Source organism: Phenylobacterium sp. (assembly GCF_046463815.1).
Lineage (GTDB): Bacteria > Pseudomonadota > Alphaproteobacteria > Caulobacterales > Caulobacteraceae > Phenylobacterium.
Window position 1 is genome coordinate 13,266 of the sequence record NZ_JBKBRO010000019.1, and the last position, 13,789, is coordinate 27,054.

16 protein-coding genes are annotated in these 13,789 nt (G+C 68.2%); 6 read left to right on the forward strand and 10 right to left on the reverse strand.

Annotation, left to right across the window (positions count from 1 at the left end):
• Positions 1 to 234 precede the first annotated feature (234 nt).
• The 3 genes from ACK4TT_RS13460 to ACK4TT_RS13470 form a co-directional block, all read right to left on the reverse strand.
• Positions 235 to 927, reverse strand: coding sequence for a hypothetical protein (locus tag ACK4TT_RS13460; RefSeq protein WP_410213199.1), 693 nt, complete (start codon positions 925 to 927; stop codon positions 235 to 237).
• A 245-nt stretch (positions 928 to 1,172) separates the two neighbouring features.
• Complete coding sequence (locus ACK4TT_RS13465) at positions 1,173 to 1,457, reverse strand: hypothetical protein (RefSeq protein ID WP_410213200.1); 285 nt, start codon at positions 1,455 to 1,457, stop codon at positions 1,173 to 1,175.
• An 8-nt stretch (positions 1,458 to 1,465) separates the two neighbouring features.
• The gene (locus tag ACK4TT_RS13470) at positions 1,466 to 1,735 is read right to left on the reverse strand and encodes a hypothetical protein (protein WP_410213201.1); all 270 of its coding nucleotides are present in this window, start codon (positions 1,733 to 1,735) and stop codon (positions 1,466 to 1,468) included.
• Positions 1,736 to 1,842: 107 nt separating this feature from the next.
• Here ACK4TT_RS13470 and ACK4TT_RS13475 point away from each other — a divergent pair, with 107 nt between their 5' ends.
• Positions 1,843 to 2,553 carry an energy transducer TonB gene (locus ACK4TT_RS13475; protein WP_410213202.1) on the forward strand — a complete coding sequence of 237 codons (711 nt, stop codon included), beginning with the start codon at positions 1,843 to 1,845 and terminating at the stop codon, positions 2,551 to 2,553.
• A 178-nt stretch (positions 2,554 to 2,731) separates the two neighbouring features.
• On the opposite strand, the gene ACK4TT_RS13480 is transcribed toward ACK4TT_RS13475, so the two are convergent.
• Both ACK4TT_RS13480 and ACK4TT_RS13485 read right to left on the reverse strand, forming a co-directional pair.
• Positions 2,732 to 3,568: an FkbM family methyltransferase gene (locus ACK4TT_RS13480; RefSeq protein ID WP_409639869.1), complete on the reverse strand. Its 837-nt coding sequence runs from the start codon at positions 3,566 to 3,568 to the stop codon at positions 2,732 to 2,734.
• A 42-nt stretch (positions 3,569 to 3,610) separates the two neighbouring features.
• Positions 3,611 to 5,236: a glycosyltransferase family 4 protein gene (locus ACK4TT_RS13485; RefSeq protein WP_409639872.1), complete on the reverse strand. Its 1,626-nt coding sequence runs from the start codon at positions 5,234 to 5,236 to the stop codon at positions 3,611 to 3,613.
• A 205-nt stretch (positions 5,237 to 5,441) separates the two neighbouring features.
• On the opposite strand from ACK4TT_RS13485, the gene ACK4TT_RS13490 reads away from it, so the two are divergent.
• A complete protein-coding gene (locus tag ACK4TT_RS13490) occupies positions 5,442 to 5,864 on the forward strand; it encodes a DUF2147 domain-containing protein (RefSeq protein ID WP_409639875.1) in 423 nt (140 codons plus the stop codon).
• Positions 5,865 to 5,873: 9 nt separating this feature from the next.
• Here ACK4TT_RS13490 and ACK4TT_RS13495 read toward each other — a convergent pair whose 3' ends face one another.
• Both ACK4TT_RS13495 and ACK4TT_RS13500 read right to left on the reverse strand, forming a co-directional pair.
• The gene (locus ACK4TT_RS13495) at positions 5,874 to 6,380 is read right to left on the reverse strand and encodes a TadE/TadG family type IV pilus assembly protein (protein WP_409639878.1); all 507 of its coding nucleotides are present in this window, start codon (positions 6,378 to 6,380) and stop codon (positions 5,874 to 5,876) included.
• An 8-nt stretch (positions 6,381 to 6,388) separates the two neighbouring features.
• Positions 6,389 to 6,880, reverse strand: coding sequence for a TadE/TadG family type IV pilus assembly protein (locus tag ACK4TT_RS13500; RefSeq protein ID WP_410213203.1), 492 nt, complete (start codon positions 6,878 to 6,880; stop codon positions 6,389 to 6,391).
• Positions 6,881 to 7,090: 210 nt separating this feature from the next.
• On the opposite strand from ACK4TT_RS13500, the gene ACK4TT_RS13505 reads away from it, so the two are divergent.
• From ACK4TT_RS13505 to ACK4TT_RS13515, 3 genes are read left to right on the forward strand one after another with little or no spacing between them, the layout of a single operon-like run.
• Complete coding sequence (locus ACK4TT_RS13505; RefSeq protein WP_409639884.1) at positions 7,091 to 8,659, forward strand: pilus assembly protein TadG-related protein; 1,569 nt, start codon at positions 7,091 to 7,093, stop codon at positions 8,657 to 8,659.
• A 49-nt stretch (positions 8,660 to 8,708) separates the two neighbouring features.
• Entirely contained in the window at positions 8,709 to 8,960 is a 252-nt protein-coding gene (locus tag ACK4TT_RS13510; protein ID WP_409639887.1) for a hypothetical protein, read from the forward strand.
• 44 nt (positions 8,961 to 9,004) lie between these two features.
• Positions 9,005 to 9,235 (forward strand): sulfurtransferase TusA family protein, encoded by a 231-nt coding sequence (locus ACK4TT_RS13515; protein ID WP_409639890.1) that lies wholly within the window; start codon positions 9,005 to 9,007, stop codon positions 9,233 to 9,235.
• Here the strand turns inward: ACK4TT_RS13515 and ACK4TT_RS13520 are convergent.
• The 3 genes from ACK4TT_RS13520 to ACK4TT_RS13530 form a co-directional block, all read right to left on the reverse strand.
• Complete coding sequence (locus ACK4TT_RS13520) at positions 9,210 to 10,124, reverse strand: YihY/virulence factor BrkB family protein (protein WP_409639893.1); 915 nt, start codon at positions 10,122 to 10,124, stop codon at positions 9,210 to 9,212. The genes ACK4TT_RS13515 and ACK4TT_RS13520 overlap by 26 nt on opposite strands.
• A gap of 275 nt (positions 10,125 to 10,399) precedes the next feature.
• Positions 10,400 to 11,518 (reverse strand): CaiB/BaiF CoA transferase family protein, encoded by a 1,119-nt coding sequence (locus ACK4TT_RS13525; protein WP_410213204.1) that lies wholly within the window; start codon positions 11,516 to 11,518, stop codon positions 10,400 to 10,402.
• Positions 11,519 to 11,573: 55 nt separating this feature from the next.
• Positions 11,574 to 12,338, reverse strand: coding sequence for an SDR family NAD(P)-dependent oxidoreductase (locus tag ACK4TT_RS13530; protein WP_409639899.1), 765 nt, complete (start codon positions 12,336 to 12,338; stop codon positions 11,574 to 11,576).
• 117 nt (positions 12,339 to 12,455) lie between these two features.
• Between ACK4TT_RS13530 and ACK4TT_RS13535 the strand changes: the two genes are divergently transcribed.
• On the forward strand, positions 12,456 to 13,787 hold the full coding sequence (locus ACK4TT_RS13535) for a diguanylate cyclase domain-containing protein (protein ID WP_410213205.1): 1,332 nt from the start codon (positions 12,456 to 12,458) through the stop codon (positions 13,785 to 13,787).
• Positions 13,788 to 13,789: the final 2 nt, after the last annotated feature.

Genomic DNA, 13,789 nt, shown 5'->3' on the forward strand with positions numbered 1-13,789 from the left:
TCGCCTGAATGCAGAAGCGAAGCTGGTCTAGCCCCGTCCGGAAGCCGAAGTCGGCTCGCCCGTCCGCCGCGAAGGTGCGGCAGACGTGCGCGCCACGAAGGTGCTTCTCGCACCACTTCCGCGCGCGCCAATAGTCAAGCGTATCGGCTTCAGAGGTGAAGTCGCAACGCATCGACACCCAAGACGTGATCAGAGACCAGTTATACACCATAGGAACTCTTGTAATTCCATCCATCAGAACACACACGGCATCGCACCGTACTCGTCTGTGGGATCGTGTTTGCATGTGGCATCAGACGTGGTGATTCCGGAATCAAGAATAGATGATTCCCGATACATGACCTCGCTAATCCGGTTCGAATGCCAACCCGCTGACGGTCGGCAAGTGAACCTCGTCCGTTGGAAGCTCTTCGACCAGCCGAGATGCCAGTTCTCGTACGCGGCCACCCATTCCGCAGGCCAGACTTGGTACTGGTTGCCCAGCAGGTTCCACCGGCTCCGCTTGATGGCGTAACGGGTCGTGCAGAACAGGCTCTTGGCCTTGCTGAAGCCCTTGTAGAAGGGCCGCACGTCCACTTGGCCGGGCAGGCTCCACCGCGAAGCAAAGGCGGCCCTGAACTCCTGATATTCGAGCCGATGTAAGCCCACGACCGCATGGATTGTCGGGAAGAAGACCGGATGCTGGCCGCTCATTTGCGGGGCGAGCGCGGCGGTCAGGGCGCCGCGCTCAATACCGATCATCGACAACTGGGACCCGGCCAAAGCGTCGGTTTCCAGCCACCCCGTCAACCGAACGCCATCCCACCGAGTGCTCTGGGAGCGTTCCCGGCGGAAGATGTACGAGATCGCGGTTCGGGCCTTATCCACGACACCAGCGATTTGGGACGGCTCCTCCACGGCGTCGAGCACGACGGTCGCGAAGGCCATCTGCTCCTTGGAATAAGGGGCGAAGTGAACCGCGTTGCGCCGGAATTGCTCCTTCGCGTAACGGCGCCCGCAATGGCGGCAGGAGACCTGACGGCACACCCAGAAGCGACCGTCCGGATAGGTCCCACATCGGCGAAGGTTGGCGAGCACGTCTGACGTGGCCGGGAGGGTGCTTTCGAAGCGCGTCTGTGCCTCGTCTTGGAGCGCGACAATGTCCGGCCACGTCAGCCGGGAATCTGACCACGTCATGAGCCCGGTTGGGCCAGGGCGCGGCTTGCCGCCGCGACCTGGCCATTCACTTTCTGCATGGTCTGTTGGTAGGAGGCAGACGCGGCCTGCTTTCGCCGGTTGGCGTCGTAGCTCGCCTGTCGGCTGCGCTTTTCGGCCTCGCCCGCCCGTTGCACGGCGTTCTGGTACTTACGACTGGCCTCAGCCCGCTTGTGAGCGGCCCCGGCGATCTGTTCTCGCGCGCCAGCGTACGTCTCCGACTGCACGCCGCCTGCTTCTCCGATGATCTCGATCCAACGCATAACGCTAGTTAGCGAACACGCCCGCGACGGCTGATCTCGTCGGCAATCGAGCGGCCTTTCGCCGTGGTACCGGCGGAGTTCGCGGCCTGCTCAAGGGTCTTGATCCACGCCAAGACAGCGTCGAGATCGTAGCGGACGCAGCCGTTGAACTTCAGCCAAGGGGGGCCTTGGACGGTCGAACCGGGCATACGGGCCTTTTTCAGCATTGAGACGCTGAACAGGTTGGGCAGGGTGGCGGCAAGTTCCTTGTCGGTGAGGATCGTGGGCAGGTTGGGCATCGGGTGGTCCAGAGGGTCAGGCCCCGAAGGTACCAAACGGCTGGCCCGAACCCCTAAATCCACGTAACTGCCGATCCCGAAAATCGACGTTCGGTGGATCAATGGCCATGCGCGAGTTATTCGGCTATCACAGCCGGAACGGGAGAGGCGTGATGTTCTTGCGGCCGGTTTTCAGCGCGACTGTTGCTCTATCGAGCCTGATTGGCGGGTTCGCCGTCGCGGCTGAACCAGCGGTCCTAGTTTCGAGCGATCTCAAAGCTTCCATCTCGCAAGCAATCCTCGCAGGGGACTGTGAAAAGGCGAAAGCCGTTGCAGTTGCGGCGGGCCAGTTCGATCTGGCCGAGCAAGCCCTGAGGCTTTGCACCCCGCGAAGCGGGCCGACCAGCAGGCCAACAGCGATTGCTACGACGCCCCCTGCGGTCGAACAGCCACAGGTTATACGAGCGAACTGGAAGCAGAAGCCCACAGCCGAACAGGCTTGGGCCTTCTATCCGAAGGCCGGACTTGAGCGGGGCGTTGGCGGCAAGGTCGTAATGACGTGTGTGGTGCTCGAAACAGGGCGGACGAGCAACTGTACCGTGATCTCGGAAGACCCACCCGGCCTCGGGTTTGGTGAAGCGGCAACGAAGATTGCCCTCGTGTCGGACTTCACGCCCACACTCGTTAATGGCACTCCGATTCCGGATACGATCCGGTTTCCGGTCAACTTCAACCCGCCGCCCAAGAACATCATCCAAAATCTGCTCGGCGTGCTGAGCGGCCAAGAGAACGCTTCCAGTTCACGGGACAAGTTGGGACAATCCGCGCGGAACCAGTAGGAACCGGACACCACCAATCGAGACCGCTACGATTTCAAGCGCCCCTTCAGACCCATAGCCCCACTTCACGCCTCTCGGACGAGACAGCGGACTTGAAAACCGCCGTAGGTGGAAGCCTACCGTGGGTTCGAATCCCACCCCATCCGCCATCGCCCGGCCTTGGCGTTCCGGTCCGACGCTAGGTCTTCGCCGGGTCGACGTAGCCGTAGGCTCTCAGATACTCGTAGCCCTCGATCCCCGTTGGAGCCCGCTCATCGACCTCCCGCAAGGCCTGAAGAGGCCACGGAGGGGCGGCGCCGGAAGGCATGGCCACGACGTTGACGTCGCCGGGGGCGACGTTCCCGGGCTTGGCCTTTGGCGAATTGGGCGTCGCGAAGGGCGCATAGAACCAGTAGAGATCGTAGCCGGCGTCACGAAAGCGCTTGTTGACCGCCGCCCGGGCTTCGGGCCGCGAGCCGACGGCCTCGATCAGCCAGATCGCCGAACGGCTGTCGATCAGCCGGGCCGCCCCGCCGACGACCTGAGGTTCGAAGCCCTCGACATCGACCTTCACGAGCCTGGTGTCCGGCGGGGCGATGTCATCGACCCGCAGCATTCGAACCGTCTCCTTCGGCGCGTCCAGATCGAAGCTGAGGAGGCCGAAGCGCATGGCGGCGCTGAGCGGCACCGCCGGAAACCGCGCCAAGCCCTCGTCGGCTCCGGCGGCGGCGTGGAAGGACTCGACGTTGTACAGCCGGTTGTTGAAGGCGTTGGTCGCGAGCAGCCCCGCCATCCCGCGATGCGCCTCGATCGCAAGAACGCTCCAGTTGGGCCGCGCCTTCGCGAACGGCAGGGCGATCGGGCCGAAGTTCGCGCCGACATCGATGAACGTGCCGCCTGTTCCGGTCGCGCAGGCCAGAAGGAAATCGATCTCTGGCTTGGCGAACTCGCCATGAAACCGGAGCAAGGTTCCGATCGTCTGGTCCCGCGCCGGAACGAGGAAGTCGAGGCCGTAGGCGATGGTCAGGTCGAGCATCCCGCCTCGTTACTGTCGGGGTGAGCGCCTGGCAATTGCGCGTTATGGGATATCAAGCGTCACGAACCCCATCTTCGCGAGCACCCCGGCGGCCATGACGATCCTGCCGAGGGGCTGCCCGATCGCGTCGGCCGCGGCGTTCAGGGTCATCGGCTCCCGCTCGATGAGAGTCCACAGCGGCGCGGCCGTGGCCACAGCGGCCGCCCCGGCCGGGAAGAGGGCGTGGCCCGCCAGCTGCTGATAGGCCGCGAAGGCGGCGCCGGGCCGGAGCGACACCACGGTCTCGCCCGAAATCCCGTGCGTCGGATAGGAAGCGAACGCCGTGAACGGTTCGACCTGCCCGCCCGATCGGGGAGCGATCGCGTCATGGCCTTCCGTTCGGCGGCGGGCGTCGAGTTCGCCCCATAGCTCCTGATACCGGGCATACACGTGGGCCCAGTCGAAGACGGTCCGGGCCCGCTCCTGGCCCGACGCGCCCATTCGCCGCCTCAGGTCGGGGCTTGCGATCAGCTCGGAAAGGGCTGCGGCCAGGCGGTCCGGGTCCACCGATGTGGCCGCCGCGGCGCCCCAGCTCAGCATGTCGTCGGTGATCGTGCGGGACTGGTGCGCGAAGGCCAGGTGCTTGCCGAAGCCCGGCGCGGGGCTTCGGGTTGGAATCAGGAAGCCATCCACGCCGTCGCGGACAGTGTCCCGGTAGCCGTCCCAATCGCTGGCGATGACGGGCAGCCCGGCGGCCATGGCCTCCAGCGGCGTGAGGCCGAAGGTCTCCTGGATGTTGTCCGAAAGGGAGACGAACAGGTCCGCGGCGTCCCAGGCGCGCGACCTCGCCAGGGGATCGTTCCCATCCACCAGCAGGTGTCGCACGTCCGGCGCCAGGAGCGCCGGCCCGGTCCGGAAGGCCTCTTCGTCGTTGCCCGTCTTGGGCCAGCCGCACTCGACCAAGGTGACGGACCGCCCGCTCGTCCGGGCCGCCGCCTGGAGCCCGCGATACATCTGGCCGGGGTGAGCCTTCGACATCAGCGAAAGCCGCCCGACGAACAGCGCAACCACTTCGTCGGGGCCAATACCCAAGGCGGCCCTCGCTGGCTCGCGTTGACCGCCGACGGCCGCGAAATCGCTCGTATGGACGCCTAAGGGAATCACCGGGAGCTGCGGAAGCCTCGGAGCGACCTTCGCTCCGTACCGCCATCGGGCATACTCCAGCTCCGCCTCGATGACCGCCGTCACCGAAGCGCGCAGGGCCTGGGAGGTGCAGATCAGGGCATCCCAGGGCATGACGGGCTCGCGGACGAGGCGAGCCAGGTCCTGCAGGTGATTGAAGACGGTGTGGGCGACGGCGGTGATCGAATACCTGCCGACCCCGGCCCAGGCGCGAGCCCATATCTCCGCCTGGAACGCCGGATCAAGCCGGTGCACGACCTTCTGGGCCGCGAGCTCTTCCACCTGACTGGTCAGCAGCCACCTGGCCTGGGCCTCGGCGTCGATCGAACGGATCGCGGCCAGGAACTCAGGACCGTGGTGATCCTCATAGCCATAGCCGACGACCGGTCGGCCGGCATGACCGGCCACGGCGGCGCGGAGAAAGGCCATGTTGGCGACCCGCCGGCCGAGTGCTCGACCGCCTGGGCGGAGCGTGTCGGGAGTGAAGCTCAGGGCTGCGTGGATCAAGGTGGATGTCCGTCTGGGATGCGCCGCGCGCCATACCATACGTTCGCCATGGCTTGGCAGGGATGCTTCCGGGGACGCTCCGCGGCCTGGGGCGCGAGTTGAGCATGGCGCGCAAGCCGCTTCCGCCCCTCCTGCGACCCTCGGCCCCAAGCCGCCGACCGGCCCGCAGATGGACAAACCGCGTCGGCGCCCCCAGATGGTGCGCATGCTGAGATTGCTTCTCGTCCTCTCGACCGTCGCCAGCCTCCTGGCCGGCCCCGCCCTCGCCCAGCCGGCCGGCGCCTCGATCTTCGGGGTCTGGCGCAACCCGAAGGACAGCGTGCACGTGGACGTGCGCCCCTGCGGCAAGGGCGCCTGCGGCTTCGTCGTCTGGGCCAGCGCCAAGGCGCAGGCGGACGCGCGCGAGGGCGGCACCCAGAACCTCGTGGGCCTGGAGCTTTTCCGCAATCTCGTCGAGCAGCCCGACGGCCGCTGGCGGGGGAAGGTGTTCGTGCCCGATCTCAACGCCACCTTCTCGGGATCGGCCGAGGTGCTGGATGCGGGACGGCTGCGCGCACGGGGCTGCCTGATCGCCAACATCGCCTGCAAATCGCAGATCTGGACCCGAGTGGCCCCCGCTGTCGACTAGGAGCCGGCCTCAGCGCTTCTCCACCTTCGCCGACATCCTGGGGCGCACATAGGAGGTGTGCTTCAGGCGGAAGTTGTCCTTCAGGAAGAAGTGCAGCGCCGGCTGGTAGTCGTAGACCACGTCGGCGACCAGAATGCTCTCATTCGGCTGAAGGAAGCCCGCCGGCGCCGAGGCCGGCGGCGAGGACGGGAAGTTCCGGCTCACCGTCCAGTCGACGCGCACGACCCCGTATGGGTCGCTCACCAGACTGGTCACGCGTTCGCCCAGGGGGGTGGCCGGATAGGGTCGGATCATGGCGTCGCCCGCCAGCAGGATGTCGGCGAGATCGCTGTCGCTCACGGACCGCTCCTGGGAGGTTACGTCCGCCAGGGAGGAGGCGATGTGGGTGATGCGGGTCCGGACCTGCCACGCCTGCACGAGCTCGACGATCGTCAGGTGCATGACGAACAGGAACGGCAGGATGAGGCCGAACTCCAGCGCCGCGGCGCCGCGCGCGTCGCGCAGGAAGCGAAGCATGGCGCGCCTCATTCGTAGGGCTCGTTCTTGAAGGCCGCACGGGCGTCCAGCGTCACCTCGAACGGGCCAGGCCTGGGTTCGCTGAGCATGCCCAGCATCGGGGTGATCATCGGCCAGCGGTAGGCGGCGCGCACCATGATGATGTCGCCGGCCTGACCCTTTTCGAACGCGCCGTCGGGCGGCGTCTGCGCCGCCGCCAGGGCCTGGGAAAAGGAGGCGTAGCGCCGGACGCTGACCTGCAGCCGGTTCCTGCAGTCGGCCGTGTCGCCCCCAAGACTGGCGCAGACGAGCCCCTCGAATCCGGCGCCGTCCACGGGCCCGTCGTCCTGGCCGGTGCGGATCATCCGGGCGGCCTGGGTCACGCCGTTGTCGAGCCCGGCGGATATCATGCCGACCAGGCCCACCTCGATCGTCGCGAACAGCAGGAATATGAGGATCGGCGCCAGCAAGGCGTACTCGATCGCCGTCCCTCCCCGCTCGTCCTGTCCGAACCGCCGCACGCGCACGGGTTCCGCCCTCCATATCCTTCGCCCAGTCTGGCGGATGGCGGAAAAACGCGGGTTAACCCCTGGCGGCGCATGGTGGACGCTGCTTAACCCCTGGCGGCGCATGGTGGACGCTGCTTAACCACCCCCACTAATCGGCGGTTAGCGCTGATCCGGCATCCTCGGGACCACGAGCTCGGATTTCGAACCGGACGGTGAAGCCCAATGCCAACGCAGCGGTCGTCCTGGATCCGCCGCGCGCTCCGGCGCCTGGCGGATCGCGGCGGCAATGTCGCGATCACGGTGGCCCTGGCCATGCCGGTGCTGTCGTTCAGCACCCTGGCGGCGATCGACCTCGCGCGCGCGGCGAGCGCCAAGGTGCAGCTCCAGGACGCCCTCGACGCGGCGGCCCTGGGTGCGGCCCGGGCCACGGGCTCATCCGACGCGGACCTGCAGGCGGCGGGCGATCGCCTGCTGCGCCAGAACCTGGGATTGGGGACGGATTTCGAGCTGGTCGGCAGCACCTTCCGGTTCACCCCTGACGGCAAGGTGGCGGCCTGGGCCCAGGTGCAGGTCGAGCCCTATGTCGCCGGCCTGATCGGCACGCCCAACATGCGGATCGCCACCTCGACGGAGGTGGTGCGCGCCGGCATGCAGCTCGAGATCGCCCTCGTGCTCGATAACACCGGGTCGATGAACCAGAACGGCAAGCTCGGCTACCTGAAGACAGCCGCCCAGGACTTCGTCACCGCCATGGAGGCGGCGGCGTCGAAGAACGTCATCCCCAACGCCATCAAGATCTCGCTGGTCCCCTTCTCCCACACGGTGCGGGTGACCCCGGACGCCTACCGGACCGCCGAGTGGCTGGACCAGAACGGGGCCTCGCCGATCAACAACGAGATCTTCACGACCGAGAGCGGGACCCAATGGGCCAACCGTTTCACGCTCCTGTCGAACCTGGGTCAGACCTGGGGCGGATGCGTCGAGTACCGCCAGGCGCCCTACGACATCCAGGACACCCCGCCCTCCACGACGACGCCGGCGACGCTGATCACGCCCTATTTCGCGCCCGACGAACCGGACGTGAAGGCCGAATGGTTCTTCGACAAGTTCAACAACAACTACATCTACGACGGCATGACGAGCGGGACCTGGCGGGTGCGTCAGGGGGCGGTCGCCAAGTACGTCAAGAGCTCCATCAACGGCGGCAAGGGCCCCAACCGAGGCTGCAACATCCACGCGATCATGCGGCTGACGACCAACTTCAGCCTGCTGCGGACCGAGATCGGCAAGCTCAACGCCGACGGCAGCACCAACATCCCGATGGGCCTGGCCTGGGGCTGGTTCACCTTGTCGCCGACGGCGCCGTTCGGCGACGGCGTCCCGTACCTGACCGAGAAGCACAAGAAGATCGTCGTGCTCATGACGGATGGCGAGAACACCATCCTCTCCGTGGATACGCCGAACGGGTCCGACTACACGGGCGTCGGATTCGCCCGTCAGGGCCGGGTGCTGCAACCCGATGGTCGCCCGATCGACCAGAACTCCACCGAGCCGGAGCGCACGGCGGCGCTGGATGACCGCCTCGCAAAGCTCTGCGAGAACATGAAGGCCCCCGCCAAGGACATCGAGATCTATACGATCAGGGTCGAGGTGACCTCGGGCGACAGCACCGTCCTTGAGAACTGCGCCAGCTCGGCGGACCACTATTACGACGTCCAGAACGCCTCCGAGCTCGCCGTCGTCTTCCAGAGCATCGCCGGCCAGATCGCCGCCCTGCACCTTTCCAGGTGATCCGCGCCCGAGGCGCGCAACAGACCGGCGGTCTCGGCGTTCAAGGGGTATGACGCCGCCTGGCCTGACCGCCGAAGATCTCAACCTCCTCAACGCGGCGCTGAACGGCCCGCTGACCCACCTCGACACGGCGGGTCAGGAGATCTGCATGAAGCTGTGCGGCCTGGGGCTCCTGCAGCGGGCCGGCGGGGTGGCGGCCGCCAACGGATGGAAGGGGCCCGCGCGCGTCTTCTTCCTCACGCGTGACGGCTGGACCGTGGTGAAGGACGGGCGGCGCCCGCCCGTGCGCCGGACGGGCTAGGTCCGGCCTGGGTTCCGCGGCGCGGGTGGTGTATGGCCCGGCCCATGTCTTCGGATGAGATCCTGGTGGACGCCCGCGGCCATCGCTGCCCGGTGCCGACGCTGAAGCTCAGGCGGGCGCTGGAAGCCGCGCCGGCCGGCGCCGTCGTCCGCCTGCTTGCGGACGATCCCCTCGCCCGGATCGACGTGCCCCATTTCGCCGCCCAGATCGGCGCACGCGTGCTGGAGCAGGGCGACGTGGACGGCGGCCTCAGCTTCCTGGTGGCGAAATCCTAGGGGGATGAGGCCGGGTGTGGAGCGCCAGCTCCACCTCGGTGGCCAGCGCGCCCCCGAAGAAAAGCGCGTTCACGTTCCACGACAGCCAGATCAGAAAGATCACCACGGTGGCGATGGAGCCGTAGGTCGCGCCAAGGTGGGCGATCTGCTCGACGTAGAAGCCCAGCGCCCAGGAGGCGAAGATGCAGAGCGCGGCGGCGGCGACTCCGCCCAGGGCCGAGGCGCGCCAATCCACCGGGTCGCGCGACATGGCCCAGCGGTAGATCAGCGTCATGCCCGCGGTCATGCCCGCGCTGGCCCAGGTCCATTCGCTGTAGAGCCACGGCGCGCCTCGCAGCGGCCGCAGCTCGAAGGTCTCACCCAGGATCCGGAAGCCGAAGAAGACGGCCGACAGCACTCCCAGCATGGCGAAGGTCGCGATCAGCACGGCGAGCGCCAGCAGGTTGAAGCCCACGAAGCCCCGGGGCTTGTCCTCGTCGTGGATGAACGACAGGCCGGCCAGCAGAGCCTTGAATCCTCGGTGGGCCGCATAGCCGCCGATCACCAGGGCCACGCCGCTCTGCACCGAAATGGCCTCATCGGGTGCTCGGCTCAGCCGCAGCATCTCGCTCTGGAAGATGAGCCGCGCCGCGTCGGGCATGATGCGGGCCAGGTGCTCGCCCTGGCGGGCGGCCTGGGCCGGGTCCGAGAACAGGCTGTAGGCGCCCATCAGGATGGCCAGGGCCGGGAAGATGGCCAGCATGACGAAGAAGCTGACCCCGCCCGTGTAGAGCATGACATCGCGTCCCCAGAGCCGGGTCAGGGCCTTGGCCACGATGCCCAGCGCCACACGGCCCCAGTGGCTCGGGTCCCAGTCCAGGGATCGCAGGCGCCGCCCCAGGGTCTTCATGCGAGGGTGCGAATGGCGGAGGTCTTCATCGCGCGCAGGGTGGTGAACCGCGTCCTGACTCGCAAGGAGTCCGCGAAGGCGCCGTTCAAAAGCCATAACGGCGCGCCACCCTTTCGGGTGACGCGCCGCCGATGGGCGTGTCGTTCCATCCGGGTTCGCCACCGCTTCGAGGGACGGGAGAGTGCGGCGGCTTACCGACGCGCAGGTTGCGTCGCGGCGGCTGAACCCAGGCTGAACATCGCCTTCAGCTTCCCTGGCTTCGACTTGTCGCGGCTTCAGCTTGCCAAGGCGTCGATCTCCGCCGCCGAGAACCCCCAGTCGGCAAGCGCCTCACGCGTATGTGCGCCGATGGCCGGCGGCGGCCCCTGGATCGCGCCCGGCGTGGCCGAGAAGCGCGGCGCGGGCGCTGGCTGGGTCACGCCGGCGACCTCGACGAAGGTTTGTCGGGCGACGTTGTGGGCGTGCTTGGGCGCGTCGTTGAGGTCAAGCACCGGGGCGAAGCAGACGTCGGTGGCCTCCATCAGGTCGCACCATTCCGCCTGGGTCTTGGTTGCGATCACCGCCGCCAGCTTTTCGCGGAGCTGCGGCCAGGCGGAGCGGTCCATCTGGCGCTGGAAGTCGGGATCGGTGATGCCGGTCTTCTCCAGCAGCAGGGCGTAGAACTGCGGCTCGATCGAGCCGATCGAGACCCACTTGCCGTCCGAGCACTGGTAGGTGTCGTAGAAGTGGGCGCCGCCGTCGAGCATGTTGGCCCGCCGCTCGTCGCTCCACATGCCCGCCGCCTTGAAGCCGTAGAACATCGCCATCAACGAGGCGGCCCCGTCGCTCATGGCGCAGTCCACGACCTGGCCCTTGCCGGTCTCGCGCGCCTGGATCACCCCGGCCAGGAGGCCGAAGGCGAGATAGAGCGCGCCGCCTCCGAAATCGCCCACGAGGTTGAGCGGCGGCACCGGCTTGTCCTTCGTGCCGATGGCGTGCAGCGCGCCGGTGATGGCGATGTAGTTCATGTCGTGGCCCGCGGCTTGGGCGTAGGGGCCCGTCTGGCCCCAGCCGGTCATGCGCCCGTAGACGAGCTTCGGATTGCGCTTCAGCGCCACCTCGGGGCCGAGGCCCAGGCGCTCCATCACGCCGGGACGGAAGCCCTCGAACAGGACGTCGGCCTTCTCGATCAGCTTCAGGCAGGCCTCGACGGCCTCGGGCGACTTCAGGTCCAGGGCCACCGAGCGGCGCCCGCGCGAGGTGATGTCCGAGGGTGCGCCGCCCCGACCGCCGCCCTTGCGGTCGATCCGCACCACGTCGGCCCCCAGGTCCGACAGCAGCATGCCGCAGAAGGGCCCCGGCCCGATGCCGGCGAATTCGACGATCTTCAGCCCGGTGAGCGGTCCTTGGCGCATGTGTTCCTCCTCGTTACGCGGAAACTAGGGTCGCTGACGCTCGGTCAGCCAAGAGCTAGCCTCCGCCGGGCAGCGACTGGCCGTCGTCGATGGTGATGACACTGCCGGTGATCGAACCCGCCGCCGGCCCCGCCAGCATCAGCAGCGCGGCGTCCAGGTCCGTGGGCTCCATAAGGCGCCGGCGGGGGAAGCCGCGGATCTGCTTCTGGCCGCCCTCGGTCCTGAACCACTCGGCGTTGATGTCCGTCTCGATGTAGCCGGGGCACAGGGCATTGACCGCGATCCCCTTGCGGGCCCATTCGCGGGCCAGGCTCTTGGTCAGCATGGCCGCCGCCGCCTTCGAGCCGCAGTAGGCCGAGAGGCCGGGCAGGACGGTGTGGCTCGCGATCGAGGCGATGTTGACGATCCGCCCCGAGACGCCGGCGGCGATCATCCGCCGGGCAGCCTCCACGGCGGCGAAATAGGTCCCGCGGACATTGACCGCGAAGGTGTTGTCGAAGGCCTCGACCGAGAGGTCCAGGGCCAGCCCCTCCCCGCCGACTCCGGCGTTGTTGACCAGCACGCCGATGGGGCCGAGCGCCTCCTGGATGCGGTCGAAGGCCGGGCCGATGGCATGGGCGTCGGCAACGTCGAGCGGGACCGCGATCGCGCGCGTCCCGCCGCGGGCCAAATCCTCGGCGATCGCCGCGATGCGGTCCGCGCGCCGGGCGGTCAGGGCCACCGCCGCCCCTTCCCGCGCCAGCAGTCGGGCGAAGTGCTCGCCCAGGCCGCCGCTCGCGCCCGTCACGACCGCGACGACGCCGTCCAGTTGTCCCCTCATTCCATCTCCCCCGCGACGCTTCAGCGTTTCTGCAACCATTCCGCGCCTAGTCAGAAGCCGTTTCGGGCCGGCGCGATTCCGTGCTTAGGACACGGTCGGGCGTTTTGGGATGGGGAAATGGCGTCAGGCGTACAGGCGCGGGTGCTGATCGCGGCCGCGGACGATTCCACGGCCGGTCCCCTGGCCGAGGGATTGGATCGCCTGGGCTGGCGCACCGTGACGGCGCGGCGCCTGGCGGCCGCCGAGGCGGCCCTGGCCGACCTGCAGATCGAGGCCGCCATCGTGGACATGGCCAGTTTCGGCGCGGAGGCCGAGGCGGTCGCCGCGCGGCTTAAGACCGCCTGCGCCCCGCGGCGGATGCCCGTGGTGGCCATCGCCTCGCCGGATCCAGCGCTGGCGGACCTCGGTTTCGACCTCGCCATCGCCCCGCCGCTGCATCCGGCCCAGGCCGCGATGCGGCTGGAAACCCTCGTGCGGACAGCGGTTTCCGAGGAGGAGTTCGAGCTGCGGCTGGAGACCTTCGCCGATCGCGGCCTCGGCCTCGACCTGCCCAGGCCCGAAACCACCCCATTCCGCGTGCTGGCCATCGGCGAGCCGGCGCCCCAGTTCCTGGCGCTCTCCAACGCGCTGAGGCGGAACGGCGCCGATGTCGTCGGGGCCTTCACGGCCTTCACCGCCTTCGACTACCTGCACGAGCGGCCGTTCGACGCCGTCGTGCTCTGGGAAGGCGACAATCCCAACGAGGCGCTGTCGATCACCGGCGGCATGCGGCGCAACACCCGGCTCTACCACACCCCCGCCCTGCTCTACCTCCGGGCGGACGCCGGCACGACCAGCGCGGAGGCCTATCATCGCGGCGTGACCGACGTTGCCAGCGCCGAGACCGCCGAGGACGAGACCGCGCGGCGGGTCGTCGAGCTGGCGCGGTCCCATCGCCGTCAGCGGGCCGTGCGAGAAGCGCTGGAGCAGGCGCGCAGGTCGGGTCTGATGGATGCGGCCACGGGCCTCTTCACCCGCGACCTGTTCGCCGAGCACCTGATGCGCCTGGCCAGGGCCGCACGGGCCCGCAACCGTCCCCTGAGCGTGTGCGTGCTCAAGGTGGCCGAGAAGCCCGATCTGCGCGCGCCTCGCGCTGGGGGCTGGATGTCCCGGGCGATTCCGCAGATCGGCTCGATGATCGGCCGCCTGGTCCGCGTCGAGGACACCGCCGCGCGCCTGGGGCCCGAGGTGTTCGCGCTCGCCCTCCCCGCCACGCCGCTGCACGCCGGCCGGGCCGCGGGCGAGCGGATCGCCGCCGTCATCGGCTGCACCGCCTTCGAGGCGGGCGAAGGAAATCAGCCGTTCGTGGTGGAGTTCGACGTGGGCGCGGCCGAGATCACCTCGCCCGAGGGCGTGGGCCGGGCGCTGGAGGAGGCCGCCGCCGCGGCGGCGGGCCGCAAGGCGGGCTGAGA

Coding starts and splice junctions, on each gene's coding strand:
- ACK4TT_RS13510 (WP_409639887.1), top strand. CDS start 8,709: ATGACGCCGCCTGGCCTGACCGCCGAAGATCTCAACCTCCTCAACGCG.
- ACK4TT_RS13535 (WP_410213205.1), top strand. CDS start 12,456: ATGGCGTCAGGCGTACAGGCGCGGGTGCTGATCGCGGCCGCGGACGAT.
- ACK4TT_RS13490 (WP_409639875.1), top strand. CDS start 5,442: ATGCTGAGATTGCTTCTCGTCCTCTCGACCGTCGCCAGCCTCCTGGCC.
- ACK4TT_RS13530 (WP_409639899.1), bottom strand. CDS start 12,338: ATGAGGGGACAACTGGACGGCGTCGTCGCGGTCGTGACGGGCGCGAGC.
- ACK4TT_RS13505 (WP_409639884.1), top strand. CDS start 7,091: ATGCCAACGCAGCGGTCGTCCTGGATCCGCCGCGCGCTCCGGCGCCTG.
- ACK4TT_RS13465 (WP_410213200.1), bottom strand. CDS start 1,457: ATGCGTTGGATCGAGATCATCGGAGAAGCAGGCGGCGTGCAGTCGGAG.
- ACK4TT_RS13480 (WP_409639869.1), bottom strand. CDS start 3,568: ATGCTCGACCTGACCATCGCCTACGGCCTCGACTTCCTCGTTCCGGCG.
- ACK4TT_RS13525 (WP_410213204.1), bottom strand. CDS start 11,518: ATGCGCCAAGGACCGCTCACCGGGCTGAAGATCGTCGAATTCGCCGGC.
- ACK4TT_RS13460 (WP_410213199.1), bottom strand. CDS start 927: ATGGCCTTCGCGACCGTCGTGCTCGACGCCGTGGAGGAGCCGTCCCAA.
- ACK4TT_RS13495 (WP_409639878.1), bottom strand. CDS start 6,380: ATGCTTCGCTTCCTGCGCGACGCGCGCGGCGCCGCGGCGCTGGAGTTC.
- ACK4TT_RS13520 (WP_409639893.1), bottom strand. CDS start 10,124: ATGAAGACCCTGGGGCGGCGCCTGCGATCCCTGGACTGGGACCCGAGC.
- ACK4TT_RS13470 (WP_410213201.1), bottom strand. CDS start 1,735: ATGCCCAACCTGCCCACGATCCTCACCGACAAGGAACTTGCCGCCACC.
- ACK4TT_RS13475 (WP_410213202.1), top strand. CDS start 1,843: ATGCGCGAGTTATTCGGCTATCACAGCCGGAACGGGAGAGGCGTGATG.
- ACK4TT_RS13515 (WP_409639890.1), top strand. CDS start 9,005: ATGTCTTCGGATGAGATCCTGGTGGACGCCCGCGGCCATCGCTGCCCG.